Genomic DNA, 21,581 nt, shown 5'->3' with positions numbered 1-21,581 from the left:
GCCGCTGCGCTGCAGTGCCTCAACCCGGAAGCTGCCACATGCCGACATAAAAAAACCCGGGCACGCGGCCCGGGCAAGTCCAACAGGGAGGTGCGTGCCATTGCCCCGGCACGCGAAGGGGGCTCTCTAACTCAAGCGTTCAAACGATACCCGCCCGATTCGGTCACAAGAAGGCGGGCGTTTGACGGATCTGGTTCAATTTTTTGACGCAAACGGTAAATGTGGGTCTCCAGCGTGTGGGTCGTCACACCGGCATTGTACCCCCAAACCTCGTGCAGCAGCACGTCGCGGGCCACCACACCTTCGGAGGCACGGTAGAGGAATTTCAGAATATTGGTCTCTTTCTCGGTCAGGCGGATCTTGCGATCATCCTCGGTGGTCAACATCTTGACCGCCGGCTTGAACGTATACGGCCCAAGCTGGAACACCGCGTCTTCGGACTGTTCGTGCTGGCGCAGCTGGGCGCGGATGCGGGCCAGCAGAACCGGGAATTTGAAGGGCTTGGTCACATAGTCATTGGCGCCGGCATCCAGGCCAAGGATCGTGTCGGCGTCGCTGTCATGGCCGGTCAGCATCAGGATGGGGCATTTCACGCCCTGCTTGCGCAGCAACCGGCACAGCTCGCGGCCATCGGTGTCGGGCAGACCCACGTCCAGGATCACAAGGTCATAGATCGCCTCGCGGGCTTTCTCCATCGCCTCGGCGCCATTGCCGGCCTCGAAGACGTCAAAGTCTTCGGTCATCACCAGCTGTTCGCTCAGCGCCTCGCGCAGATCCTCGTCATCGTCGACCAGAAGAATTTTCTTCAGGGTGCTCATGGGTGTCCCTCCGTGTCTGTTGTGACAAGAATTGTTGCCGGACGGCCTTACCGCAAGGTTTGCTACAGGAATTTCACGCGTACGTGTGTGCATGTGTCAAAAACCTGCGTAATGTTTCAATTCCGTGCGGGATACCCTATGTCCCTGACAAGGAATGTTACGGAATAACGTATGTCGCTGAAGCCCAATATCGTCGAATTGCAAGCCCGCGCCCGGTCAGATTTGCGAATGGGGTTGCCTGTTGTCTTTGGTCTGCGAGGAGACTTTGCGGTTGTCGCCTCGGCCGAGGCGTTGCCGCCGTCGCGATTGGACGAGTTGCGCAACCTTGCCCCCCGCCTGATCCTTGCGATCACGGCTCGGCGTGCAGAAACCCTCAAAGCTCGCGCCTATTCCGATCAGGTAGCGCGTGTTGTGATGCCGGCTGATGCTGACTGCGGCTGGGCGAAATCGGTCGCCGACCCTGCGGACGATATGCACAATCCGATGAAGGGACCCTTGCAAACACTGCGCGGTGGGGAAGAGGGGCTTTTCCGTGCCGCGATTACCTTTTGCAAGGCCGCGCGTTTGCTGCCCGCCGCCTTCGTGGCCGAAGTTGGCTCTGACGGGCCGGAACTGGCGGCACGGTACGGCCTGACATTGCTTGACGCAGATGAAGCTTATCCGGTGATGCATGACACCAGCCCTCTGAACCCCGTTGCCGCGGCGCGTCTGCCGATGCAGGCGTTTCAGGCGGGACGGCTGCACATTTTCCGACCTGAAGATGGCGGCGAGGAACATTATGCCGTTCAAATTGGCATGCCCGACCGCCAAAAGCCGGTTCTGGCCCGGCTGCATTCGGCTTGTTTCACCGGCGACGTTCTGGGATCGCTGAAATGCGACTGCGGCCCGCAGCTGAACGCGGCGCTGATGCAGATGGGGGCCGAGGGGGCGGGCATTCTGCTGTACTTGAATCAGGAAGGGCGCGGGATCGGGCTTGCCAACAAGATGCGCGCCTATTCCCTGCAGGACCAAGGGTTCGACACCGTCGAGGCCAATCACCGGCTGGGGTTCGAGGATGACGAGCGCGATTTCCGCATCGGTGCCAAACTGCTGGAGCGGATGGGGTTCGACCAGGTGCGCCTGCTGACGAACAATCCGGCCAAGGTCGCAATGCTGGAAGGCCACGGGATCAAGGTGACTGAACGGGTACCCCTGAAAGTGGGCCTGAACCCAATGAACGAAGCCTATCTGGCCACCAAGGCGCGCAAATCCGGCCATCTGTTATGAGCCACCTTGTCGTTACCCGCTGGGGCGCAAGGGTTGGTGCCCGCCGAATGCCATGTGCCATTGGACGTGGCGGGCTAACAGGCGACAAACGCGAGGGTGACGGCGCGACGCCGCTGGGCGCGCATCGTGTTGTTGGAGGCTATTACCGCGCCGACAGGATGGCACAACCGGCGGCCTGGCTGGCCCCGATTGGTCCCCGCGACCTGTGGTGCGATGATCCGACCCATCCTGCCTATAACCTGCCGGTACAGGCGCCGTTTGATGGCAGTCACGAAAGGCTGCGCCGGGGCGATCCGCTTTATGACCTTGTTTTGGCGACGACGTGGAACTTTCCCGATGCTGAACCCGGCCGCGGATCCGCCATATTTGTGCATCAATGGCGCAAACCCCGCCATCCCACTGAAGGATGCGTTGCATTTCACGCGCGCGATTTAAGGTGGTTGTTGCGCCATATAGGTCCGGGATCGGTGATCGAGATCAGCGGCTAACCCGCCGGGCGCACACGGTCCCCGAAAATGGCGGAACCGACACGTACATGGGTTGCCCCCAATGCGACGGCACGCTCGAAATCGCTGCTCATTCCCATGGACAGGCCGGCCAACCCATTGCGCTTGGCGATCTTGGCCAGAAGGGCAAAATGCAGGCTGGGTTCTTCATCCACCGGCGGGATACACATCAAACCTTGCAGGTTCAGGCCCAGTTCACGGCAGGTTGCAACCAAGGTATCAACCTCGGCCAGGGCGACACCGGCCTTTTGCGGTTCGTCGCCTGTGTTCACCTGAACGAAGATCTTCGGTGTCACCCCAATTTCACCCGAAATCATCGCAATGCGGCGGGCCAGTTTTTCACTGTCGACTGTATGAATGGCATCAAATAATTCTAATGCGGCGCGCACTTTATTGGATTGCAACGGGCCGATCAGGTGCAGTTCCACCCCGCCAAAGGCTTCTTTCAACGCTGGCCATTTGCCTTGTGCCTCTTGCACGCGGTTTTCACCAAAGACCCGGTGGCCGGCCTTCAACACCGCCTCAACCCGTTCAAGCGGCTGCACCTTGGACACGGCAATCAGCTGTGTGCTGCCTTCTTCACGACCGGCATTCCGCTCGGCCGCTGCAATGTCGGATGTGATCTGATCCAGTCCCATGGCCCATGCCTAAATCGGGTGGCCAAAAAAGAAAAGAGCGGGCCGAAGCCCGCTCTTCCGTAATTCAGAGAAACTCTGAATTAGAACTTCATGGCTACGCCCAGCGACCAAGTGCTTGCGCCACCGCTTACGTCGCCGTAACCAGCTTGCAGCTTGGCACCGCCCAGGTCGTACTGAGCAGCAACGCCCCAGCCGTCTACGCCGCCTTTTTCGCTGTACTGAGCGTTGAAGCCGTAAGCGCCGGTTTTGTAGCCAACACCAACACCCCAAGCTTCATTGCTAGCACCCGAAGCGTCTTCGTAGCGACCACCGAAGGCAAAGCCGTTGTCCAGCTTAACAACTGCCGAGAAGCCGAATGCGTCAGCAGCGCCAGCGTCCGAGTAACCCAGACCCAGGTCAACCGAACCCGAAGCCAGGTCGAAGGTGTAGCCTACACCGATCGAGTAGTGGTGGTCGTTCGAACCAGCAGCGTCGTCCAGGTTGATCGAAACTACGAATTCCAGACCGTTGAAGGTGTTCTTGTACGACAGGGTCTGCGAGTCAGGCTGACCAACACCGTCGCCATCGCTGGTGTTTGCTTCGTGTGCGCCGTCGATCGAGCCAGCGCCGCCCAGGCTGTGGATTTCGTCCAGAACAGCGTCGAAGCCCGAGTCGGTGTCACCCATGGTGATGGTACCGAAGTCACCCGAGATGAAGATGGTTTCGCCACCGGCCGACTTTTCAGCAAATGCAGGTGAAGCGCCCGAAACCGAACAAGCAACTGCGCCGTTGGCAAGGATGCCGCCAGGCAGGGTGCACGAACCCGAACCGTCCGACTCGTCCAGATCGATCGACGCGCCAAAGGTCAGGCCGTTGTCGGTGGTGCCTTCCATTTTGAAGGTTACGTCGATGTCGGTGTGGAACTGAGTTTCCTGAGCCGAGCCGCCTACGACGCCCATTTCAGCCGAACCCGACAGATTAACTTCTGCTGCGGCGATGCCTGCCGACGCTACCAGAGCGGTCGTGGCAAAGAGAACCTTTTTCATGGTTTTCCCTCATTTATCTAAAGGTGCACCCCAATCCAGGAATTGAATTGGGTATGCCGGATGTGTCGCGCTTTGGTTGGCCAATTGCAACAAACGCGTCCCGCCGCCGAGTTTTGCGGGCCAAATTGATGCAACGATGCCACACCGGCAAAACAGCGCCAAATCGCGCCCATCTAAGCAGCAGGCCAAAAAACCTTGCTGGCATCTTGGCGCTCGGCTAGACATCGTGAAAGCAGCAATGGGGCTCGACCTAATGACCTTTGGATCCAAACTCCGCCTTGGCATACTTGGCCTTACTGTATTGGCCGTTGGGGCCTGTGGCGGCAGAATTAGCAGCGGGGACAGTGGGTTATTCCGTTCGCGCGACAAAGCGCCCGAGGAACGTGCACGCCCACAGCCGGACGAAGATCGGCGCGACACGATCTGGACGCTTTTTGACAATGCGGACGACCCGAACTCGACGATCGAGGTCAACAAGTATCTTTGGAATGCGTCACTGGAAATCCTGAACTTCCTTCCGATTCGGTCAGTTGACCCGTTTTCGGGTGTGATTGTGACCGGTTACGGCACGCCACCGGGCGGCGGCACGGCCTATCGCGCAACGATTCTTGTGCAGGACCCGGCGTTGGACGCGCGTTCGCTGAAGGTCTCGCTCAGCACGCGCCGCGGCGCCGTATCAACCGCGACAGTGCGCGCCGTCGAAGACGCAATTCTGACGCGTGCAAGGCAACTGCGTATCCGCGACGGCGACCTTTAAGCCATCCGGCGCTGGACGGCGCTGCGAACAGAATTTAATACCGCGCCGGGCCCTGTTGCCCGGCGTTTGACTTGAGAGGACACGCGACATGGCGCGTTACGAGCCGCAGACCAGCGAATCGAACTGGCAGACCGCATGGGATGACGCAGGCGTTTTCACCGCGAAACGCGACCCGGCCAAGCCCAAATACTATGTGCTGGAGATGTTCCCCTATCCGTCGGGCAAGCTGCATATCGGGCATGTGCGCAATTACACGATGGGCGACGTGATCGCGCGTTACAAATCCTCCAGCGGCTTTTCGGTGCTGCACCCGATGGGCTGGGACGCGTTTGGCATGCCGGCCGAAAACGCCGCGATGGCCAGCGGTGGCCACCCGGCCGATTGGACCTATGGCAACATCGCCACCATGCGTGACCAGATGAAACCGCTGGGCCTGTCCATCGACTGGTCCCGCGAGTTTGCCACCTGCGACCCCGAATATTACGGCCAGCAGCAGTCGATGTTCATCGACTTCATGGAAAAAGGGCTGGTTTACCGCAAAAACGCCACCGTGAACTGGGATCCGGTAGATATGACGGTTCTGGCCAACGAGCAGGTGATCGACGGCTGCGGCTGGCGGTCGGGTGCGCCAGTGGAACGGCGCGATCTGACGCAATGGTTCTTTAAGATCAGCGACTATTCCGACGAATTGCTGACCGCCATCGACGGGCTGGATAACTGGCCCGACAAGGTGAAGCTGATGCAGCGCAACTGGATCGGCAAGTCGCGCGGGCTGCAATTCGCGTTTGAGCGTACCGATGGCGGTGAGGCGATCGAGGTGTATACCACGCGGCCCGACACGCTGATGGGGGCCTCGTTTGTGGGGATCTCGGCCGATCACCCAATCGCCAAGGCGCTGGAGGCTGAAAACGCCGAGGTTGCCGCCTTTGTCGCCGAATGCCGCAAGGGTGGCACCACCGAAGAGGCGTTGGAAAAGGCGGAAAAGCTGGGCTTTGACACCGGCATAAAAGTGCGCCACCCGCTGAACCCGGAATGGGAGCTGCCGGTCTGGATCGCCAACTTTATCCTGATGGATTACGGCACCGGTGCGATCTTTGCCTGCCCCGCGCATGATCAGCGTGATCTGGATTTTTGCCGCAAATACGACCTGCCGGTGATCGACACCTTCCTGTCGCTGGACGATCCCAAACCGGTCGAGACCGAGGCCTTTGTGCCGCCAAAAACCGAAAAGGTGAAGTGGATCAACCATTTCGCCGGTCTGGACGAGGCCACGGGTGATGCGGCGATCAACGCCACCATCGACCTGGCCGAGCGTGACGGATGGGGCAAAGGCCAAACGCAGTTCCGGCTGCGCGACTGGGGGCTCAGCCGCCAGCGCTATTGGGGCTGCCCGATCCCGGTGATCCATTGCGACACCTGCGGCGTGGTACCCGAGGCCAAGGAAAACCTGCCGGTGGAACTGCCCAAGGACGTGTCGTTTGACGTGCCGGGCAACCCTCTGGACCGGCACCCGACATGGCGCGACTGTATCTGCCCGCAATGCGGCGGTGCGGCCAAGCGCGAGACCGATACGATGGACACGTTCGTCGATTCGTCGTGGTATTTCGCCCGCTTCACCGCGCCGCGCGCCGAAACGCCCACCGATCTGGCCGATGCCGAATACTGGATGAACGTGGATCAGTATATCGGCGGGATCGAGCACGCGATCCTGCACCTGCTCTATTCGCGCTTCTTTGCGCGCGCCATGCATATCTGCGGCCACCTGCCCGCCAGCGCGGTGGAGCCGTTTGATGCGCTGTTCACTCAGGGCATGGTCACCCACGCGATTTATCAGACGCGCAACGCCGAAGGCCGCCCGGTCTACCACTATCCTGACGAGGTCGAGCTGCGCGATGGCGGCGGGTTCCTGAAAGATGGAACCGAGGTAGAGATCATCCCCTCGGCCAAGATGTCGAAATCCAAGAATAATGTGGTGGACCCGCAGGACATCATCAGCGCCTATGGCGCCGATACCGCGCGCTGGTTCGTTCTGTCCGACAGCCCGCCCGAGCGCGACGTGGAATGGACGGCCGCAGGCGCCGAAGCCGCCAACAAGCATCTGGCCCGCGTACACCGCATCGCCACCGATATCGCCGCGCAAACCGGCGACGGCAAAGGTGACGAGGACCTGCTGCGCGCCACCCACAAGGCCATCCACGACGTGACGATGGGCATCGAAAGCTTTGGCTTCAACACTGCGGTGGCCAAGCTTTATGCCTTTACGAACGTTGTTCAAAAATCCAAGGCCGGGGCCGAGGCGCGGCGCGAGGCGATGCGCGTGCTGGCGCAGCTAATGTCGCCCATGACCCCGCATCTGGCCGAAGATGTCTGGGCGATGCTGGGCGGCGAGGGCCTGATTGCGCAGGCACCCTGGCCCAAGGCCGATCCGGCCATGCTGGTCGAAGACAGCGTGACCATGCCGATCCAGATCAACGGCAAGCGGCGGTCGGAAATCAGCGTGCCAAAGGATATGGCCAAGGAAGAGGTTGAAAAGCTGGCGCTGGCTGACGATGCTGTGGTCAAGGCTTTGGCAGGCAACGCGCCGAAGAAGCTGATCGTTGTACCGGGCCGCATCGTCAATGTTGTTATCTGATCGCCGTCGCATTCTGTTGTGTCTTGCCGCGCTGCCACTGGCAGGCTGCGGCTTTGAACCCGCTTTGGGAACCGGATCCGCGGCGCGTGGTTTGGTGGGCCAAGTGCGCGTAGCCGACGCAACCGATAACCTCAGCTTTGCGCTGACCGGTCAGTTGGAACGCCGCCTGGGCCGTGGCGATGGCGGGCGATTTACCCTGACTTACGCCATTCGCACAAAACGCGACGGGCTGGGGATCACACCGGGGCAGGTAACCACGCGGTTCAACCTGTCAGGCGACGTCGACTATGTGCTGACCGATGCCACCACCGGCGCAGCGGTCGCCCAAGGGACGGTCACGAACTTTGTCGGCTACAGTGCCACATCAACCACGGTTGCCAACCTACGGGCGGAAAGCGACGCGAAAGAGCGATTGATGGTCATCCTTGCCGACCAACTGGTAACGGAACTGATCGCGAAAGTTGACGCATGAAGCTATCGGCGCGGGATGCCAACCGGTATTTCGAAAAGCCGGATCCCGGCAAGACAGGTCTTTTGATCTTTGGCGCCGACGCCATGCGCGTGGCTTTGAAACGCCAGCAGGTGATTGCTGCGTTGATTGGCCCACAAGGCGAAGAAGAAATGCGCCTGACCCGCATTCCCGCAAGTGAGTTACGTGGAGATCCGGCGCAATTGCTGGACGCGTTAAAAGCCCAAAGCTTTTTTCCCGGCCCCCGCGTGGTGTTCGTCGAAGATGCCCCCGACAGCGCCGCCAAGGCGATCACCGCGGCGATGGAGGATTGGGCCGAGGGCGATGCACAACTGATCGTCACCGCAAAACAGCTGACCCCACGCGCGGCGTTGCGCAAATTGTTCGAAGCCCACAAGAACGCTTTTGCTGTCGGTATTTACGATGACCCGCCCGGACGGGACGAGATCGAGACCGAGCTGCGAAAGGCCGGGTTGCAACCGGACCGCGACGCGATGGCGGATCTGACGGGGCTGGCGCAAGTTCTGGACCCCGGTGATTTCCGGCAGACGCTGGAAAAGATCGCGCTTTACAAGCTAAACGACGACACACCTGTCACGCCCGAAGATGTGGCCAACTGCGCCCCCGCCTCGACCGAGGCGGCGACCGACGATGCATTGATGGCGGTGGCCGAGGGCCGCGTCGGGGATATCGGTCCGCTTCTGCGCCGATTGCAGGCGCAGGGCACACAGCCTGTGGCGCTGTGCATTGGTGCGAATCGCCACTTTCGTGCCTTGCATGCAGCGGCCAGCGATCCCGGTGGCCCGTCGCAGGGCATTGGCCGTTTGCGCCCGCCTGTACCCTTCAAACTGCGCGACCGCATGGGGCGTCAGGCGTCACGTTGGGGGGTTCACAAGCTGGAACAGGCTTTGGGCATTCTCACCGAAACCGACTTGACCCTGCGGTCTTCCCAAAAGGCACCGCCCATGGCGACCGTTGAACGGGCCTTGATCCGGTTGGCCATGCTGGGCGCGCGCTGACGGGGTTGCAATCGCCTCCAACCGCGCCACATTTGCAGCAACGGGGGGCAGCACATGTATCAAGTCTATGGAACGATCCTAACGCGCACTTTTCGTGTGCTTTGGGTATTGGAAGAAATCGGGCAACCTTACGAGTTGATCGCTGTTAGGCCGCAATCGCCCGAAATCCGCGCCCAGAACCCGTCGGGCAAGGTGCCGGCAATGGTGGCCGACGGCGTCACACTGACCGATTCCGTAGCGATCATGACATATCTGGCGGACAAACACGGCGCATTGACCTATCCGGCCGGCAGTATTGAACGTGGCCGACAGGACGCCCTAACCCATCAAATCCTTGATGAGATGGACGCCGTTCTGTGGACTGCCTCGCGCCACAGTTTCATTCTGCCCGAAGACCTGCGAACGCCCGAAGTGAAGGACAGCCTGAAATGGGAGTTCTCGCGCGCGTTGCAACGCATGACGGACCGATTGGGTGACGGGCCATACCTGATGGGTGAAACAATGACGATTGCCGATATTCTGTTGGCGCATTGCCTGCGCTGGTCTGCCGGTGCGCGATTTCCGCAGGATCAGCAGGCACTTCTGGCGTATCGTGACCGGATGTATGCCCGCCCGGCAGCCGTTAAGCTATTGGCGCAGGCGGCGGCCTGATGGGTGTGATGATCAACGGCGTCTACCACGCCGACGACCCAACCCCTGACAGCGCCGCAGACGGCGAATACCGCCGCGCAGCCAGCAATATTCGCGACCGGATCACTGTCGATGGCGCCGAAGGGTACGCGCCCGAGCCGGGCCGCTATCACCTCTACGTCGCGTGGAACTGCCCATGGGCGCACCGCACTTTGCTTGCGCGTGGCATTCTGGGACTTCAGGACGTGATCAGCACCTCTTACGCCAAACCGCGCCGCAACGAGGATGGCTGGATATTCGACGTTGACGGCCCGTTTGCCGATCCCGAGCTGGGCGTTTCCGCGATGCATCACGTCTATGCACGTCAAACTCCGCCATATACCGGTCGTGTGACGGTACCCGTTCTGTGGGACCGGCAAACCCAACGAATCGTGTCGAATGAATCAGCGGACATCGTTCGGATGCTGGGGCAAGCATTTGCACCCGAGGCGGGCCTTTACCCCACCGATTTAGCCAACGAAATCGATCGCTGGAATACCCGTATCTATGCCGACGTCAACAACGGCGTCTACCGCGCCGGTTTTGCCCGCACGCAAGCGGCCTATGACACGGCGGTAATTACCCTCTTTGACGCGCTGGATGTGATCGAGGCGCAGCTGTCCCGCACCCGCTATCTGACCGGGGATCGGTTTACCGAAGCTGATCTTCGGCTTTTCCCCACGCTTGCGCGGTTCGACGTCGCCTATCACACAGCCTTCAAATGCAATCGAAACCGGATCGCGGATTACACCAACCTCTGGGCCTATGCGCGCGATATCTACCAGATGCCGGGGGTTGCCGGGACGGTGGATTTTGACATCTATAGGCAGGGCTATTTCTCTCCCTCACCGCACCGCAATCCGCATGGGATTGTCGCCATCGGCCCGCGCTTTGACTGGACCGCTTCGCACGGCCGGGGCTAGGTCAGGTATCTGACAGCAGCCTGTCCGGCCCAGCGTCCCGTCGCCATGCAGGCCGTCAAAAGATAGCCCCCGGTCGGCGCTTCCCAATCCAGCATCTCGCCCGCGGCAAACACCCCTGACCAATTGCGCAGCATCAGCCCATTGTCCAACGCAGGCCAAGGCAGGCCACCAGCGACCGAGATCGCCTCGTCCAAAGGGCGTGGCCCGTTGTGACGCAGAGGCAGACGCTTGATCACGCGGGCCAGCGCCTCGCCTTCGGACAAAGGGCGGGCAAATTCCATCAGAAGCGCCTGTTTGACCGGAGACAGGTTCAGCGCTTTGCGCAAATGGTTGGCGACCGTAGCTTTGCCACGCGCGCGTGCCAGGCGGCCGGCGATCTGTGCAATACTGCGGTCAGGCAAGAGATCGACGAACAGGGGCGCCCCCCCTCGCAAGGCCCGCGACAAAGCATAAATCCCGCCGCCTTCCACCCCGCGTTGCGACACCACGAATTCACCCCGATGAACCGCCGCGCCGCACTGCAAAGCCACCGCTTTCACCGGAGCCCCGAAATGGCGAACCATGTGATCGGACCACGCCACTTCCAGCCCCATATTGGCCGGCACAAATGGCGTAATGTCGATGCCTTTTTCGGCCAACACCGGCGCCCATTGTCCGTTTGATCCCAGCCTTTCCCAGCTTGCGCCGCCCAGCGCCATGACGGTGACTTTGGCCGCGACTGTGGTGACACCATCGGGCGTTTCGAACTGCATCACGTCCCCCGCGCCACCCAGCCACCGCCAACGCGTGCGCAACTGCGCGCCCCCCGCCTGCAGTCGTGCCAATTGCGCGCGTAACAGCGGTGACGCCTTCATTGCCTTGGGGAATACCCGCCCAGTAGAACCGGTAAAGACATCCTGCCCTAAACCTTGCGCCCAATCCACAACCTGCGCCGGACCAAATGCGCGCAGCATGGGTTCCAATTCGGCGGGCCGGTCAAAGCTCTGTAGGAAGGTATCGAACGGCTCGTCCTTGGTCAGGTTCAGACCGGACTTGCCAGCCATCAGGAACTTGCGCCCGACCGAGGGCTTGGCCTCGACAATCAGCGTTGCGTGCCCAGCCGCAACCAACACCTCTGCCGCCATCAGCCCTGCAGGCCCGGCCCCGATGATCAGCGCGTCAGTGGTGATCGCATTGTTGTCCATCCCGTCCCTATACCGCATCCTGCGGGCATGTCCGACCCGATCTGCCCTTTATGCCTGCGCCCCATTCCGCCTGACGTGCGCCAAAGCCTGCACCATCTGACGCCAAAGCTGAAAGGTGGCAGGGGTGGGCCGGTCGTCCGTTTGCACCAAATCTGCCACACCATGATCCACGCCACCTTTTCCGAAAGTGAACTGGCCCGGCGCTACAACACGCCCGAGGCCTTGCGCGCGCATCCCGAGATTGCGCGTTTTGTCGATTGGGTGGCCAAGCGACCGCCCGGGTTTTACGCCCCCACGCCGGGCCCGCGACGCCGTTAAGGCGTGCACATGGCCTTGATCGCATTGCGGTGGTCTGCATTGGCCGCCGCCGGCGCAGCGCAAAGTTCGGCTGCACGGTCCACAAGCGCTTCGCCTGCAGCCAATTCGTCGACCAACCCGAACTGCAACGCCTGTTCGGCGCTGATCTTTTGCCCGGCCATCAGGATCAGCTTGGCCCGCGCTGGCCCCACAAGCGCACGAAGGCGCAACGGGTCCGAGGGTTGTGGCAGAAAGCCCAGCGACATAACCGGATAGAAAAACCGCGCACTTGGTACCGCAATGCGCAGATCACAGGCCAACACCATCCCGAAAGCTCCGCCCGCCACCGTGCCGTTCAGCGCGGCAACAGACAGCCCCTGAAACGCAACCATCGCGCCCGAGACCTCTTCCCACAAGGGACTGGTCGCCAATCCGGCCCGTGCCGCGTCCAGATCGGCACCGGCAGAAAACACCTTGCCGCGACCTGTCAGGATCAAGCTTGGCGCGGCTTCTTTTTGAGCGCTCACAAACGCGGCGGCAAGATCTGACAGCATCTCGGGCGTCAAGGCATTGGCTTTTTCGGTCCGGTTCAACGTGACAACCATCCCGACATCGGTCCGTTCTGTTTCGATCATTGCGCCCCTCCGCGGTTTTTCGAACCATGACGTAATTTCGTCATTCCGGCCAAGCGGCAGTTTGACGCCAACTGCACAAATTTTCCCCTGACCTTTTCCTTGACGGGCTGTGCCACAAGACCGAATTGTTAGGTAATGGATTTTACCTGGGAGGGATGACAATGCCCCGTTTTTCAATTGCAACAGCTTTAATGACAACCGCGCTTACCGCGCCCATGGCAATGGCAGATGTTACTGCCGAGGACGTGTGGAATAACCTCGTCACCGCTGGTGACCTGTATGGCGAGCAGTTTTCCGGCTCGATCGCTAAGAACGGCAATATCACGCAAGTGAGCGATCTGAACGCAAGCGTTGTCTTGCCCGATGGTACCTTCAAAATTTCGCTGGGCGGCATGTCGATGACCGAACGCGGCGACGGCACTGTTCTGTTGCAATTCGACGCCAGCAGCGATGTTGAGATTGAAGGCGACATGACGTCCATCGGTGAAAGCTTCAAGCTCAGCGGCAAGATGAACGTTTCCGGCCTCGACGCCGTTGCGTCGGGCGAGCCGGGCAATCTGACCTACACTTACGCGGTTCCGAACGCCAATGTGACCCTGACAGACTTCAAACTGGAGTTTGACGGTTTGTCCGAAGAGGACGTGAACGCCGACGTGACGGTCAGCATCGACATGACCGAATTCAACAGCGTCTATCAGATCGATACGACCGCGGGACTGACATCTTCGGGCAATGCGAACTACGGTGGAGTATCCATCGATGTGGACGCGGAAATCGTGGAAGGCGGCGAAGCCGGAACCATGTCGTTCAACATTGATATTGCGGACCTGCTTGGGACGTTTGATTTCACGTTGCCTAACAAAGCCGCAGCCCCTGACCTGCCATCGTTGATCGAAGCCGGCCTTGATATGGTCTATACTTTGACCATGGGCGCGTCGAATACGTCCATGTCCGTCGATGCACCGGATGAACAATTCGCCTTCAATTCGACGTCAACGGGCGGCAAGCTGGATTCCGTGGTGAATACCAAAACCCTTTCCTATGGCTTTGAAAGCACCGGCACCAACATGGCGCTAAGCGGTTCGGACATTCCGTTCCCCGAAGTTACCGCAGGAATAGGGCGCATGGCCTTGGGTCTGACGATGCCCTCGGGCGTTTTGGCCGAAGATGGCGACGTTGGCCTTGAGATCGCTTTGGAAGACGTGACCATTGCCGATTTCCTGTGGGGACTGTTCGACCCCACCGGCAAACTGCCGCGTGACCCGGCCACGGTTGCCGTTGAACTGTCGGGCAAGGGTAAATTGCTGGTCGACATCTACGACCCACAGGCGTTGGAGACGATGGCCTTTGGCGGCATGCCGGCCGAACTGGCGAATATCGACATCGACCGTCTGGAAGTTCGCGCTGCTGGTGCCGAGGCGACCGGTTCGGGTGGCTTCACTTTCGACAATACCGACCTGGCAACTTTCCCGGGCATGCCGCGTCCCGAAGGCAGCGCCAGCATCCGCATGACGGGGGTTAACGGCCTGATGGACAACCTGGTGGCGCTGGGTTTGCTGCCGAAGGATCAGGTTCTGGGTGCGCGGATGATGATGGGCATCTTTGCACGTCCCGGCGAGGGCCCGGACACGCTGGAAACGGAACTGGAGGTCACCGCTGACGGTGCGGTAATGGCCAACGGCCAAAGTTTGCGCTGAACGCACGAACGATAAATTCTGACACATGCGCGCCCCGTGTTTCCTTGCACGGGGCGCGTTTGCATATTACCTCGGACTGAACTCATAACGCGCAGAGACCCCATCCATGACCCAATCGCTTGAACGTCTGACCGGCGCCCTGATCGAAGCTGCGACCAAGGCGGGCGCCGAGGCCGCCGATGCGATTGCCGTTGATGGCACCTCGCTGTCGATTGACGTGCGGGGTGGAACACTGGAACAGGCAGAACGCGCCGAAGGTGTTGATCTGGGCCTGCGTGTGATCATCGGCCAACGGCAGGCGTGCGTGTCAGCATCCGATACCGCGGATCAGACCATTGCCGAAATGGCGGAACGGGCTGTCGCCATGGCACGCGAAGCACCCGAAGACCCCACCGTGGGGCTGGCCCAAGCCGCGCAGCTGTCGACGCGCCGCGATGCCGACGGTTTGGAACTGGCCGATGACGCCCCGGAACCCGCCGCCGCCGCGTTGGAGGCCAGCGCCCGCGAGGCCGAGGCAGCAGCGATGGCCATAGAAGGGGTGACACAGGTTTCGTCGACATCGGCCGGCTACAGCCGTCACAACATCCATCTGGCGGCCACCAATGGGTTTTCAGGCGGTTATACGCGCACCAGCCACGGGCTCAGCTGCGTGGCCATATCGGGGGAAGGCACCGATATGCAGCGCGATTATGCCGGTGAAAGCCGCGCAATGGCGGCCGACATGCCCAGCGCGGCCGCGACCGGCACGCTGGCCGGCACCCGTGCCGCCGAGATTGCCGGGGCCAAACAACCGCCAACCGGGGCTTATCCTGTGCTCTTTGACGAACGTATTTCGTCCAGCCTGATCGCCCATCTGGCCAGCGCGGTGAACGGCTCGGCGATTGCGCGGGGCGCATCGTGGCTGCGCGATGCGCTGGATCAGGCAGTTTTGCCAGACCACTTGTCGCTGGAGGAAATTCCGCACCAACCACGTCTTGCCGGCAGCCGGTATTTCGATGCCGAGGGTCTGCCCACAGCCAACCGCAAGCTGGTGGATAACGGGGTTCTGACCGGTTGGGTTCTGGACCTGGCCACAGCCCGCAAGTTGGATCTGCAATCTACTGCCAACGCGCAACGCGGAACCTCATCCCCGCCTTCACCCGGCCTGACGAACTTGCGTTTGACCCAAGGCGAAGTGACCCGCGAAGACCTTCTGGCACAGATGGGAACCGGCCTTTTGGTGACCTCGATGATCGGTTCGACCATTAACCCGAACACCGGTGACTATTCGCGCGGCGCTTCGGGGTTTTGGGTGGAAAACGGCCAGATCACCTATCCGGTGAACGAATGCACCATCGCCGGCAATCTGCGTCCGATGCTGCGCAGCATCATCCCGGCCAATGACGCGCGGTTGCATCTGTCGCGCCAGGTTCCCAGCCTGCTGGTCGAAGGGTTGACCCTTGCCGGCGCGTGATCTTGCCCTGTTGGTCGAGGCTGCAAAGGCCGCGGGCGAAGTTGTTGCTCCGTTCTGGCGCCACGCGCCCGAACATTGGGACAAACCCGATGCCCAAGGCCCTGTATCCGAAGCGGATCTGGCGGTAGATGCCTGCTTGCGCGACATCCTGTTGTCGGCGCGCCCAGACTATGGCTGGATTTCAGAAGAAAGCGTCGACGAACGCGATGGCGCGGCCGAGCGCAATCGCAGTTTCATCATCGACCCAATCGACGGCACGCGCAGCTTCCTTGAAGGGGCACGGACCTTTGCCCATTCGCTGGCCATCGCCGAAAACGGGCGAATCATCGCAGGTGTGGTGTTCCTGCCCATGCATGACCGCATGTTTCAGGCGGCTAAAGGCGGCGGTGCTTTTCTGAACGAAACGCCACTGCGCGCGGGGGCGCATATGGGAATGGATGGCGCAGATATCCTTGCCGCCCGTCCGACATTGGCCGCTGAAAACTGGGATACGCCCGCGCCTGCCGCCAATCGCCATTATCGCGCTTCGCTGGCCTACCGCATGGCGTTGGTTGCCCAGGGCCGGTTCGATGCAATGATCACCCTGCGCCCCACATGGTTTTGGGACATAGCCGCCGGTACCCTGATCGCAGAAGAAGCCGGGGCCGAAGTGCGAAACGCCTTTGGTGATCACGTCGATTTCGCAGACACCGATCCGCGGGCGGCTGGCATCGTCGTTGCGAACCCGACCCTACGTGCCGATATTCATGCCCGACTGTCACCCACGGGCCTTTCAAGCCGCCTCGCCATCCAGTAAGTTAGCGCCAAAAGCCTGATTTCAGTGGAGATTGAGATGACCCAGCGCCTGCACCTTGTATTCGGCGGCGAGTTGGTTGACCCTACCAAGTCGACCTTCAAAGATGTCGATGACATCCATATCGTGGGTATGTTCCCCGACTATGCAACCGCCTATAACGCCTGGAAGGCCGAGGCACAGCGCACCGTGGACAACGCCCATATGCGTTACTTCATTGCGCATATCCATCGCTTGCGCGACGAGGAAACAGCGGCCAGCGCCACCGAAGAGCTGGGCGGCTGAGGCCCGCGCCTTGGGCATCTTGCAGCGTATACGGAATTGGCTGCGCCGGATAAGCATCAGGCTTGGCCGGCACGCGCTGCCCAACGTCCAAGCCGACCTTTCCAATGAAAACCAACGGGCGGTGCTGATCTTCGCAGAAACCGCGCTTGCCCGCGCATCGTTAACCGCGCTGGTCCGGTCGATCGCAGAACGTGAACCGGACATGGACGTGTTGCTTTCCGCCGATCCCGAAGATCGGGACGAACTGGGTATTGAAGCGTGTAAAGCGCTGCCGTCGCTTGCACGGCTGTCACGCCGGGACCTTGCGCAGATATTTGACTCGGAGGCCCCGGAAATCATGCTTGTATTTGCATCAAGCATGCCCGCCGCTGCCGTGCGCGCAGCAACCGCACGCGGGGTTCGTGTGCACCTGATTTGTGATGCCACGCCTTCGGAATTGCCACGCGGCGTCTTGCGGAACCTGACCCATGTCTTTGCCGCAGACAGTCGACAAGTGATTGCCTTGCGAAAACTTGGAGTTCCCGACAGTGCCATTGTGGTTACGGGCCGCCTTTCGTCAGGCCGCCCACCGCCCCATTGCGATTGGAACGAACATGCCCGGCTTTCGTCATTGCTGGCTGGGCGCCCCATGTGGTTTGCAAACGCCGCACATGCCGGAGAGATTCCGACCCTGATTGCGGCGCATGCCCGCGCTGCTCGTCTGTCGCATCGCCTGCTTCTGATTTTGTCGCCGGTCGATATGTCGTCGGCGGACCAGATGGCCGAGGATCTGCGCGCACAGGGGTGGCGCGTTGCAAGACGCTCCAAGGCAGACGAACCAACAGAAGAAACACAAATATTCCTGTGTGACGAAGAAGATGAAAGCGGACTGTTCTGCCGCCTGTCCCCACTAACCTTCGTAGGTGGCACTCTGGTTCCGTCGCAGGGCGCGACGGGGGGCAATCCCGCGCATCCTGCAGCGCTGGGATCTGCCGTGATCCACGGCCCATTCACAGGGCGGCACGAGAATTTTGCACGGCGACTGGACGCGGCCAAAGCCGCTCGGCTGGTGGTCGACGCGCCCAGTTTGACCCGCGCACTCGAGGCTCTGATTGCACCGGATAAAAGCGCACAATTGGCGCGAAACGCGTGGGAAGTTGTGACCGAAGGGGCCGAGGCCACGGAACTGGTCGTTTCAACACTCGTGGCCCGCCCGGCCCGACAGCGGGAAGCCGCGTGATGCAGGCCCCGAGATTTTGGTTTAAGCCTCCGAAACGCCCCGGCTGGCAGGCGCACGCATTGGCGCCACTTGGTGCGATCTATGCCGCAGCAACCGCCCGCCGGGTTTCACGAAACGGGTATTGTGCCGATGTGCCGGTGATCTGTGTCGGAAATATCAATGCAGGCGGAACCGGCAAAACACCAACCGTAGCGTGGTTGCTGCAACATTTCGGCGATGCGGGTCGCTCAGCACACGTGGTCACGCGCGGCCATGGTGGCAACCTGGAAGGCCCGGTTGCGGTTGATCCGCGCAATCACCGGGCCGAGGACGTAGGCGACGAGCCCCTCTTGCTGGCCGCTTTTGGTCCTGTCTGGGTCGCCAAGGACCGCGCCGCCGGTGTGCGCGCCGCCCAGGATGCCGGGGCACAGGTCGTTATTCTGGATGACGGCTTTCAAAATCCGGCGGTGGAAAAAGACCTGTCCATAGTTGTGGTGGATGCATTGCGCGGGTTTGGAAATGGCCGCGTTATTCCTGCCGGTCCGCTGCGTGAACCCGTTTCCAAAGGCATGAAACGCGCGGATTTGCTGTTGTCCATCGGGTCAGAGAAAGACAGTGATCGCATGCTTGAAGCTTGGTACGATCCAAGTTGGCCACCAGTAGTCAGCGGATCTTTGGAGCCGTTACAAACGGGCATGGCGTGGGACGGGCTGCCCGTATTGGCATTTGCCGGAATTGGCCACCCCGAGAAGTTTTTTGCCACGCTCAGGTCGCTCGGCGCAAAAGTCATCCACGGAGAGGCTTTGTCCGATCATCAGCCCCTGACGCCAGCGCTGATGCAACGGTTGCAATCCGATGCCAATCGCACAGGCGCACAGATGGTGACGACGGAAAAAGATGCTGTCCGTCTGCCGGCAGAGTTTCGTGCAAAGGTGCTGTCGGTCCCGGTGCGCTTGTCATTGCGCAACCCGGAACCACTTTTGTCAAAGCTCGACGCGCTTTAGCTTTCCAGCTGCGCGTCCAGCTGTTCTTTCAGTTGTTCGAATGACATGTTGCCATGGACAGTGCCGTTGATCACCAGGCCCGGCGTGCCCCGAATTTCGTACTCGGCCATGTTTTTCTCGTAATGTGCCACCATGGCTTGGGCCATGTCACCGTCGGACAAACAAGCCTCCATTTCCGCCTCGCCCAAACCGGCTGCGCGCCCGATGGTGCGCAGGTTGTTGGCAATGACGGCGCCGCCTTGGCTGGGCACGTTCCACTCGCGTTGCTTTTCGTAAATCATGTCGGCAATCGCGAAATACCGCATCTCGCCACCACACCGCGCCAGCATCGCGGCCCACAGACCGGGGCGGTCAAAATACACCTCGCGATAAACGAAGTTGATCATGCCGGTATCAACATACTCGGCCTTGAGCTGAGGCATCACATCCGAATGGAACCGGGCACAGTGCGGACAAGTAAACGACGCGTATTCGATCAATGTCACTGGCGCGTCGGGGTTGCCCAGAGTCATGTCGGCAACCTCGACCCCATTTTGGGCCTCCTGTGCAAGGGCAGGCATCGCGGCTGCGGTGGCCAGGCCAGCGGCCCCAAGGGACAGAAGGTTTCTGCGGTTCAACATCTCAGCGGCTCCTTACCGTTTTGGTTGTCTCGATAGTACGTTTTTGCCCAAGGTTTCCAGCGCATTGCGCAGCCCGTCGTCAGCCACATCCTGCGACATGTCCGCGGCCCGGCGGGCCATTTCAGGGGTGGGAGTTGTCTTGGGGCCTTCGAACGCCGTTGCAGGCTCGGCAAAGCCTATGGGCGCAGTTTGGGTCAGCTTGATCCGCGAAATCGCAGAGTAGCCGTAGCAGGCGTTCACCCGTTCGCGGATGGATTCCTTTTGCATTTCCAGCATCGGCGCCTGCGCGCCGGTGGTCAGCAATGTCAGTGTGGCCCCAAACCCCTGGCGGCCATATTGCACCTTTACCGGGCGGGCGGCACGGGCGGTTTCAGCGCCAACAACGTCTTCCCAGTGAGTTAAAAGGCGTGAAACGGCAAAGCCCCGGCTTTCCCCTGCCTTTGCAATCCGCGCAGACAAAAGCGACGCGGTTCGTTCGAACCCGCGCTTGCGGCGTTTTGGTTGATCGGGGCGTCTGGGTTGCATTGCACCGTGGCTTCCGTTCACATGAAGCTCATCGTACTGCGCCAAAACCGTGCCAGCCAGCCCCAACGCCCAAGAGGAAGCATAAAGATTGTGTGAAGATGCGGTGAGTCAGCGGCTTTTGGCCTGGTATGATATAAACGCGCGCAAACTGGCGTGGCGCGTGGGGCCCGATGCATGGCGAGCAGGGCAGCGGGCCGACCCGTACGCGGTCTGGATGTCCGAGATCATGTTGCAACAGACCACCGTTGCCGCGGTGGACAAGTATTTTCGCCGCTTCACCACTCTGTGGCCCGATGTTCATGCGCTGGCCTCGGCAAAGGATGCCGATGTCATGGGCGAATGGGCCGGGCTTGGCTACTATGCCCGGGCGCGCAACCTGCTGAAATGTGCCCGCGTGGTCAGCGGCGAATGGGGGGGCGTCTTCCCGGGTACACGCGCCGGACTGCAGGCCCTACCGGGCATCGGCCCTTATACGGCCGCAGCCATTTCGGCGATTGCTTATGACCGGCCGGAAACCGTTGTGGATGGCAATGTCGAGCGTGTCATGGCCCGTCACTTCGCGGTTCAGACGCCCTTGCCCAAAGCCAAGAAGGACCTGACAGACCTGGCGGGCGCAGAGACACCCGAGCATCGCCCCGGCTGCTATGCGCAGGCGGTGATGGATCTGGGTGCCACGATCTGCACCCCGCGCAACCCGGCCTGCGGCATTTGCCCGTTGTCAAAGACTTGCCTTGGCCGCGCCCGCGGCATTGCAGCCGAATTACCCCGCAAAACACCAAAGAAACCCAAACCCACCCGCAGGGGCATTGCCTATTTGGCCCGGCGTGACGATGGTGCCTGGCTGTTGGAGGATCGCCCGGCGCGTGGCCTGTTGGGCGGCATGTTGGGTTGGCCCACCGAGGGCTGGGACGGCACCGATGACGGTGCACCGATGCCTGCCAATTGGCAGGATGTCGGGGTGGAAGTCACCCACACGTTCACTCATTTCCACCTGCGCCTACAGGTTCTCGCAACACAGGTTCCGCAAGGTGCCAACCCGGCTCGCGGCAACTTTCGCGCGTTGCGGCCCGCCGACTTGCCGACGCTGATGCGCAAAGCCTTTGATGCGTCGCAACGTTACTTTGATCAATCCGAGCCGGACACATTAGGGTAGCGGCAGGAGGACCGG

The 21,581-nt window shown here is 60.9% G+C and carries 23 protein-coding genes; 16 read left to right on the top strand and 7 right to left on the bottom strand.

All coding sequences use genetic code 11. From position 1 onward, the window contains the following. Positions 1–131 precede the first annotated feature (131 nt). The gene (locus tag ACMU_RS02860; RefSeq protein WP_035255832.1) at positions 132–818 is read right to left on the bottom strand and encodes a response regulator transcription factor; all 687 of its coding nucleotides are present in this window, start codon (positions 816–818) and stop codon (positions 132–134) included. 171 nt (positions 819–989) lie between these two features. Between ACMU_RS02860 and ribA the strand changes: the two genes are divergently transcribed. Together ribA and ACMU_RS02850 are read left to right on the top strand one after the other, a co-directional pair. After that, positions 990–2,084 carry a GTP cyclohydrolase II gene (gene ribA / locus ACMU_RS02855; RefSeq protein WP_035255829.1) on the top strand — a complete coding sequence of 365 codons (1,095 nt, stop codon included), beginning with the start codon at positions 990–992 and terminating at the stop codon, positions 2,082–2,084. Then, on the top strand, positions 2,081–2,572 hold the full coding sequence (locus tag ACMU_RS02850; protein ID WP_035255827.1) for a L,D-transpeptidase family protein: 492 nt from the start codon (positions 2,081–2,083) through the stop codon (positions 2,570–2,572). Before ribA ends, ACMU_RS02850 begins: the two co-directional genes overlap by 4 nt. Here ACMU_RS02850 and ACMU_RS02845 read toward each other — a convergent pair. Further along, the gene (locus tag ACMU_RS02845) at positions 2,569–3,228 is read right to left on the bottom strand and encodes a YggS family pyridoxal phosphate-dependent enzyme (RefSeq protein ID WP_035255825.1); all 660 of its coding nucleotides are present in this window, start codon (positions 3,226–3,228) and stop codon (positions 2,569–2,571) included. The two genes, ACMU_RS02850 and ACMU_RS02845, sit on opposite strands and share 4 nt — an antisense overlap. 80 nt (positions 3,229–3,308) lie before the next feature. Next, the gene (locus ACMU_RS02840) at positions 3,309–4,253 is read right to left on the bottom strand and encodes a porin (RefSeq protein ID WP_035255823.1); all 945 of its coding nucleotides are present in this window, start codon (positions 4,251–4,253) and stop codon (positions 3,309–3,311) included. Positions 4,254–4,506: 253 nt separating this feature from the next. Here ACMU_RS02840 and ACMU_RS02835 point away from each other — a divergent pair, with 253 nt between their 5' ends. The 6 genes from ACMU_RS02835 to ACMU_RS02810 all read left to right on the top strand — a co-directional run bounded on the left by ACMU_RS02835 (position 4,507) and on the right by ACMU_RS02810 (position 10,722). Then, a complete protein-coding gene (locus ACMU_RS02835) occupies positions 4,507–5,010 on the top strand; it encodes a DUF3576 domain-containing protein (RefSeq protein WP_035255820.1) in 504 nt (167 codons plus the stop codon). 88 nt (positions 5,011–5,098) lie between these two features. Then, positions 5,099–7,642 (top strand): leucine--tRNA ligase, encoded by a 2,544-nt coding sequence (leuS, locus tag ACMU_RS02830; protein ID WP_035255818.1) that lies wholly within the window; start codon positions 5,099–5,101, stop codon positions 7,640–7,642. Beyond that, on the top strand, positions 7,629–8,114 hold the full coding sequence (lptE, locus tag ACMU_RS02825) for an LPS assembly lipoprotein LptE (RefSeq protein ID WP_035255816.1): 486 nt from the start codon (positions 7,629–7,631) through the stop codon (positions 8,112–8,114). Before leuS ends, lptE begins: the two co-directional genes overlap by 14 nt. Continuing rightward, positions 8,111–9,130, top strand: coding sequence for a DNA polymerase III subunit delta (gene holA / locus ACMU_RS02820; RefSeq protein WP_035255814.1), 1,020 nt, complete (start codon positions 8,111–8,113; stop codon positions 9,128–9,130). Before lptE ends, holA begins: the two co-directional genes overlap by 4 nt. 54 nt (positions 9,131–9,184) lie before the next feature. Beyond that, positions 9,185–9,781 carry a glutathione S-transferase family protein gene (locus tag ACMU_RS02815; RefSeq protein ID WP_035255812.1) on the top strand — a complete coding sequence of 199 codons (597 nt, stop codon included), beginning with the start codon at positions 9,185–9,187 and terminating at the stop codon, positions 9,779–9,781. Beyond that, a complete protein-coding gene (locus ACMU_RS02810; RefSeq protein ID WP_035255810.1) occupies positions 9,781–10,722 on the top strand; it encodes a glutathione S-transferase family protein in 942 nt (313 codons plus the stop codon). The genes ACMU_RS02815 and ACMU_RS02810 overlap by 1 nt, the downstream gene beginning before the upstream one ends. Here the strand turns inward: ACMU_RS02810 and ACMU_RS02805 are convergent. Continuing rightward, positions 10,719–11,906 carry a TIGR03862 family flavoprotein gene (locus ACMU_RS02805; protein ID WP_035255808.1) on the bottom strand — a complete coding sequence of 396 codons (1,188 nt, stop codon included), beginning with the start codon at positions 11,904–11,906 and terminating at the stop codon, positions 10,719–10,721. The two genes, ACMU_RS02810 and ACMU_RS02805, sit on opposite strands and share 4 nt — an antisense overlap. Positions 11,907–11,933: 27 nt before the next feature. On the opposite strand from ACMU_RS02805, the gene ACMU_RS02800 reads away from it, so the two are divergent. Beyond that, positions 11,934–12,224, top strand: coding sequence for an HNH endonuclease family protein (locus tag ACMU_RS02800; protein WP_035255806.1), 291 nt, complete (start codon positions 11,934–11,936; stop codon positions 12,222–12,224). Here ACMU_RS02800 and ACMU_RS02795 read toward each other — a convergent pair. After that, positions 12,221–12,838, bottom strand: coding sequence for an enoyl-CoA hydratase/isomerase family protein (locus ACMU_RS02795; RefSeq protein ID WP_035255805.1), 618 nt, complete (start codon positions 12,836–12,838; stop codon positions 12,221–12,223). The genes ACMU_RS02800 and ACMU_RS02795 overlap by 4 nt on opposite strands. Before the next feature lie 191 nt (positions 12,839–13,029). Between ACMU_RS02795 and ACMU_RS02790 the strand changes: the two genes are divergently transcribed. The 6 genes from ACMU_RS02790 to lpxK all read left to right on the top strand — a co-directional run bounded on the left by ACMU_RS02790 (position 13,030) and on the right by lpxK (position 19,268). Continuing rightward, entirely contained in the window at positions 13,030–14,535 is a 1,506-nt protein-coding gene (locus ACMU_RS02790; RefSeq protein WP_035255803.1) for a DUF2125 domain-containing protein, read from the top strand. 106 nt (positions 14,536–14,641) lie between these two features. Then, positions 14,642–15,988 carry a TldD/PmbA family protein gene (locus ACMU_RS02785; protein ID WP_035255801.1) on the top strand — a complete coding sequence of 449 codons (1,347 nt, stop codon included), beginning with the start codon at positions 14,642–14,644 and terminating at the stop codon, positions 15,986–15,988. Beyond that, positions 15,975–16,784: an inositol monophosphatase family protein gene (locus ACMU_RS02780; RefSeq protein ID WP_035255798.1), complete on the top strand. Its 810-nt coding sequence runs from the start codon at positions 15,975–15,977 to the stop codon at positions 16,782–16,784. The genes ACMU_RS02785 and ACMU_RS02780 overlap by 14 nt, the downstream gene beginning before the upstream one ends. Before the next feature lie 36 nt (positions 16,785–16,820). After that, a complete protein-coding gene (locus ACMU_RS02775) occupies positions 16,821–17,066 on the top strand; it encodes a DUF4170 domain-containing protein (protein ID WP_035256124.1) in 246 nt (81 codons plus the stop codon). Positions 17,067–17,187: 121 nt separating this feature from the next. After that, complete coding sequence (locus ACMU_RS18585) at positions 17,188–18,285, top strand: 3-deoxy-D-manno-octulosonic acid transferase (RefSeq protein ID WP_152544483.1); 1,098 nt, start codon at positions 17,188–17,190, stop codon at positions 18,283–18,285. Further along, the gene (gene lpxK / locus ACMU_RS02765) at positions 18,285–19,268 is read left to right on the top strand and encodes a tetraacyldisaccharide 4'-kinase (RefSeq protein ID WP_035255796.1); all 984 of its coding nucleotides are present in this window, start codon (positions 18,285–18,287) and stop codon (positions 19,266–19,268) included. The genes ACMU_RS18585 and lpxK overlap by 1 nt, the downstream gene beginning before the upstream one ends. On the opposite strand, the gene ACMU_RS02760 is transcribed toward lpxK, so the two are convergent. Both ACMU_RS02760 and ACMU_RS02755 read right to left on the bottom strand, forming a co-directional pair. Next, on the bottom strand, positions 19,265–19,888 hold the full coding sequence (locus ACMU_RS02760; RefSeq protein ID WP_152544482.1) for a DsbA family protein: 624 nt from the start codon (positions 19,886–19,888) through the stop codon (positions 19,265–19,267). The genes lpxK and ACMU_RS02760 overlap by 4 nt on opposite strands. Positions 19,889–19,900: 12 nt before the next feature. Beyond that, the gene (locus ACMU_RS02755; RefSeq protein WP_035256118.1) at positions 19,901–20,413 is read right to left on the bottom strand and encodes a DUF721 domain-containing protein; all 513 of its coding nucleotides are present in this window, start codon (positions 20,411–20,413) and stop codon (positions 19,901–19,903) included. Between the two features lie 103 nt (positions 20,414–20,516). Here ACMU_RS02755 and ACMU_RS02750 point away from each other — a divergent pair, with 103 nt between their 5' ends. Further along, complete coding sequence (locus ACMU_RS02750) at positions 20,517–21,566, top strand: A/G-specific adenine glycosylase (RefSeq protein ID WP_236626175.1); 1,050 nt, start codon at positions 20,517–20,519, stop codon at positions 21,564–21,566. Positions 21,567–21,581: the final 15 nt, after the last annotated feature.

The organism is Actibacterium mucosum KCTC 23349, assembly GCF_000647975.1.
Lineage (GTDB): Bacteria > Pseudomonadota > Alphaproteobacteria > Rhodobacterales > Rhodobacteraceae > Actibacterium > Actibacterium mucosum.
Note: the sequence above shows the minus strand (reverse complement) of the source record. Positions and strands in the feature narration are given on the sequence as shown.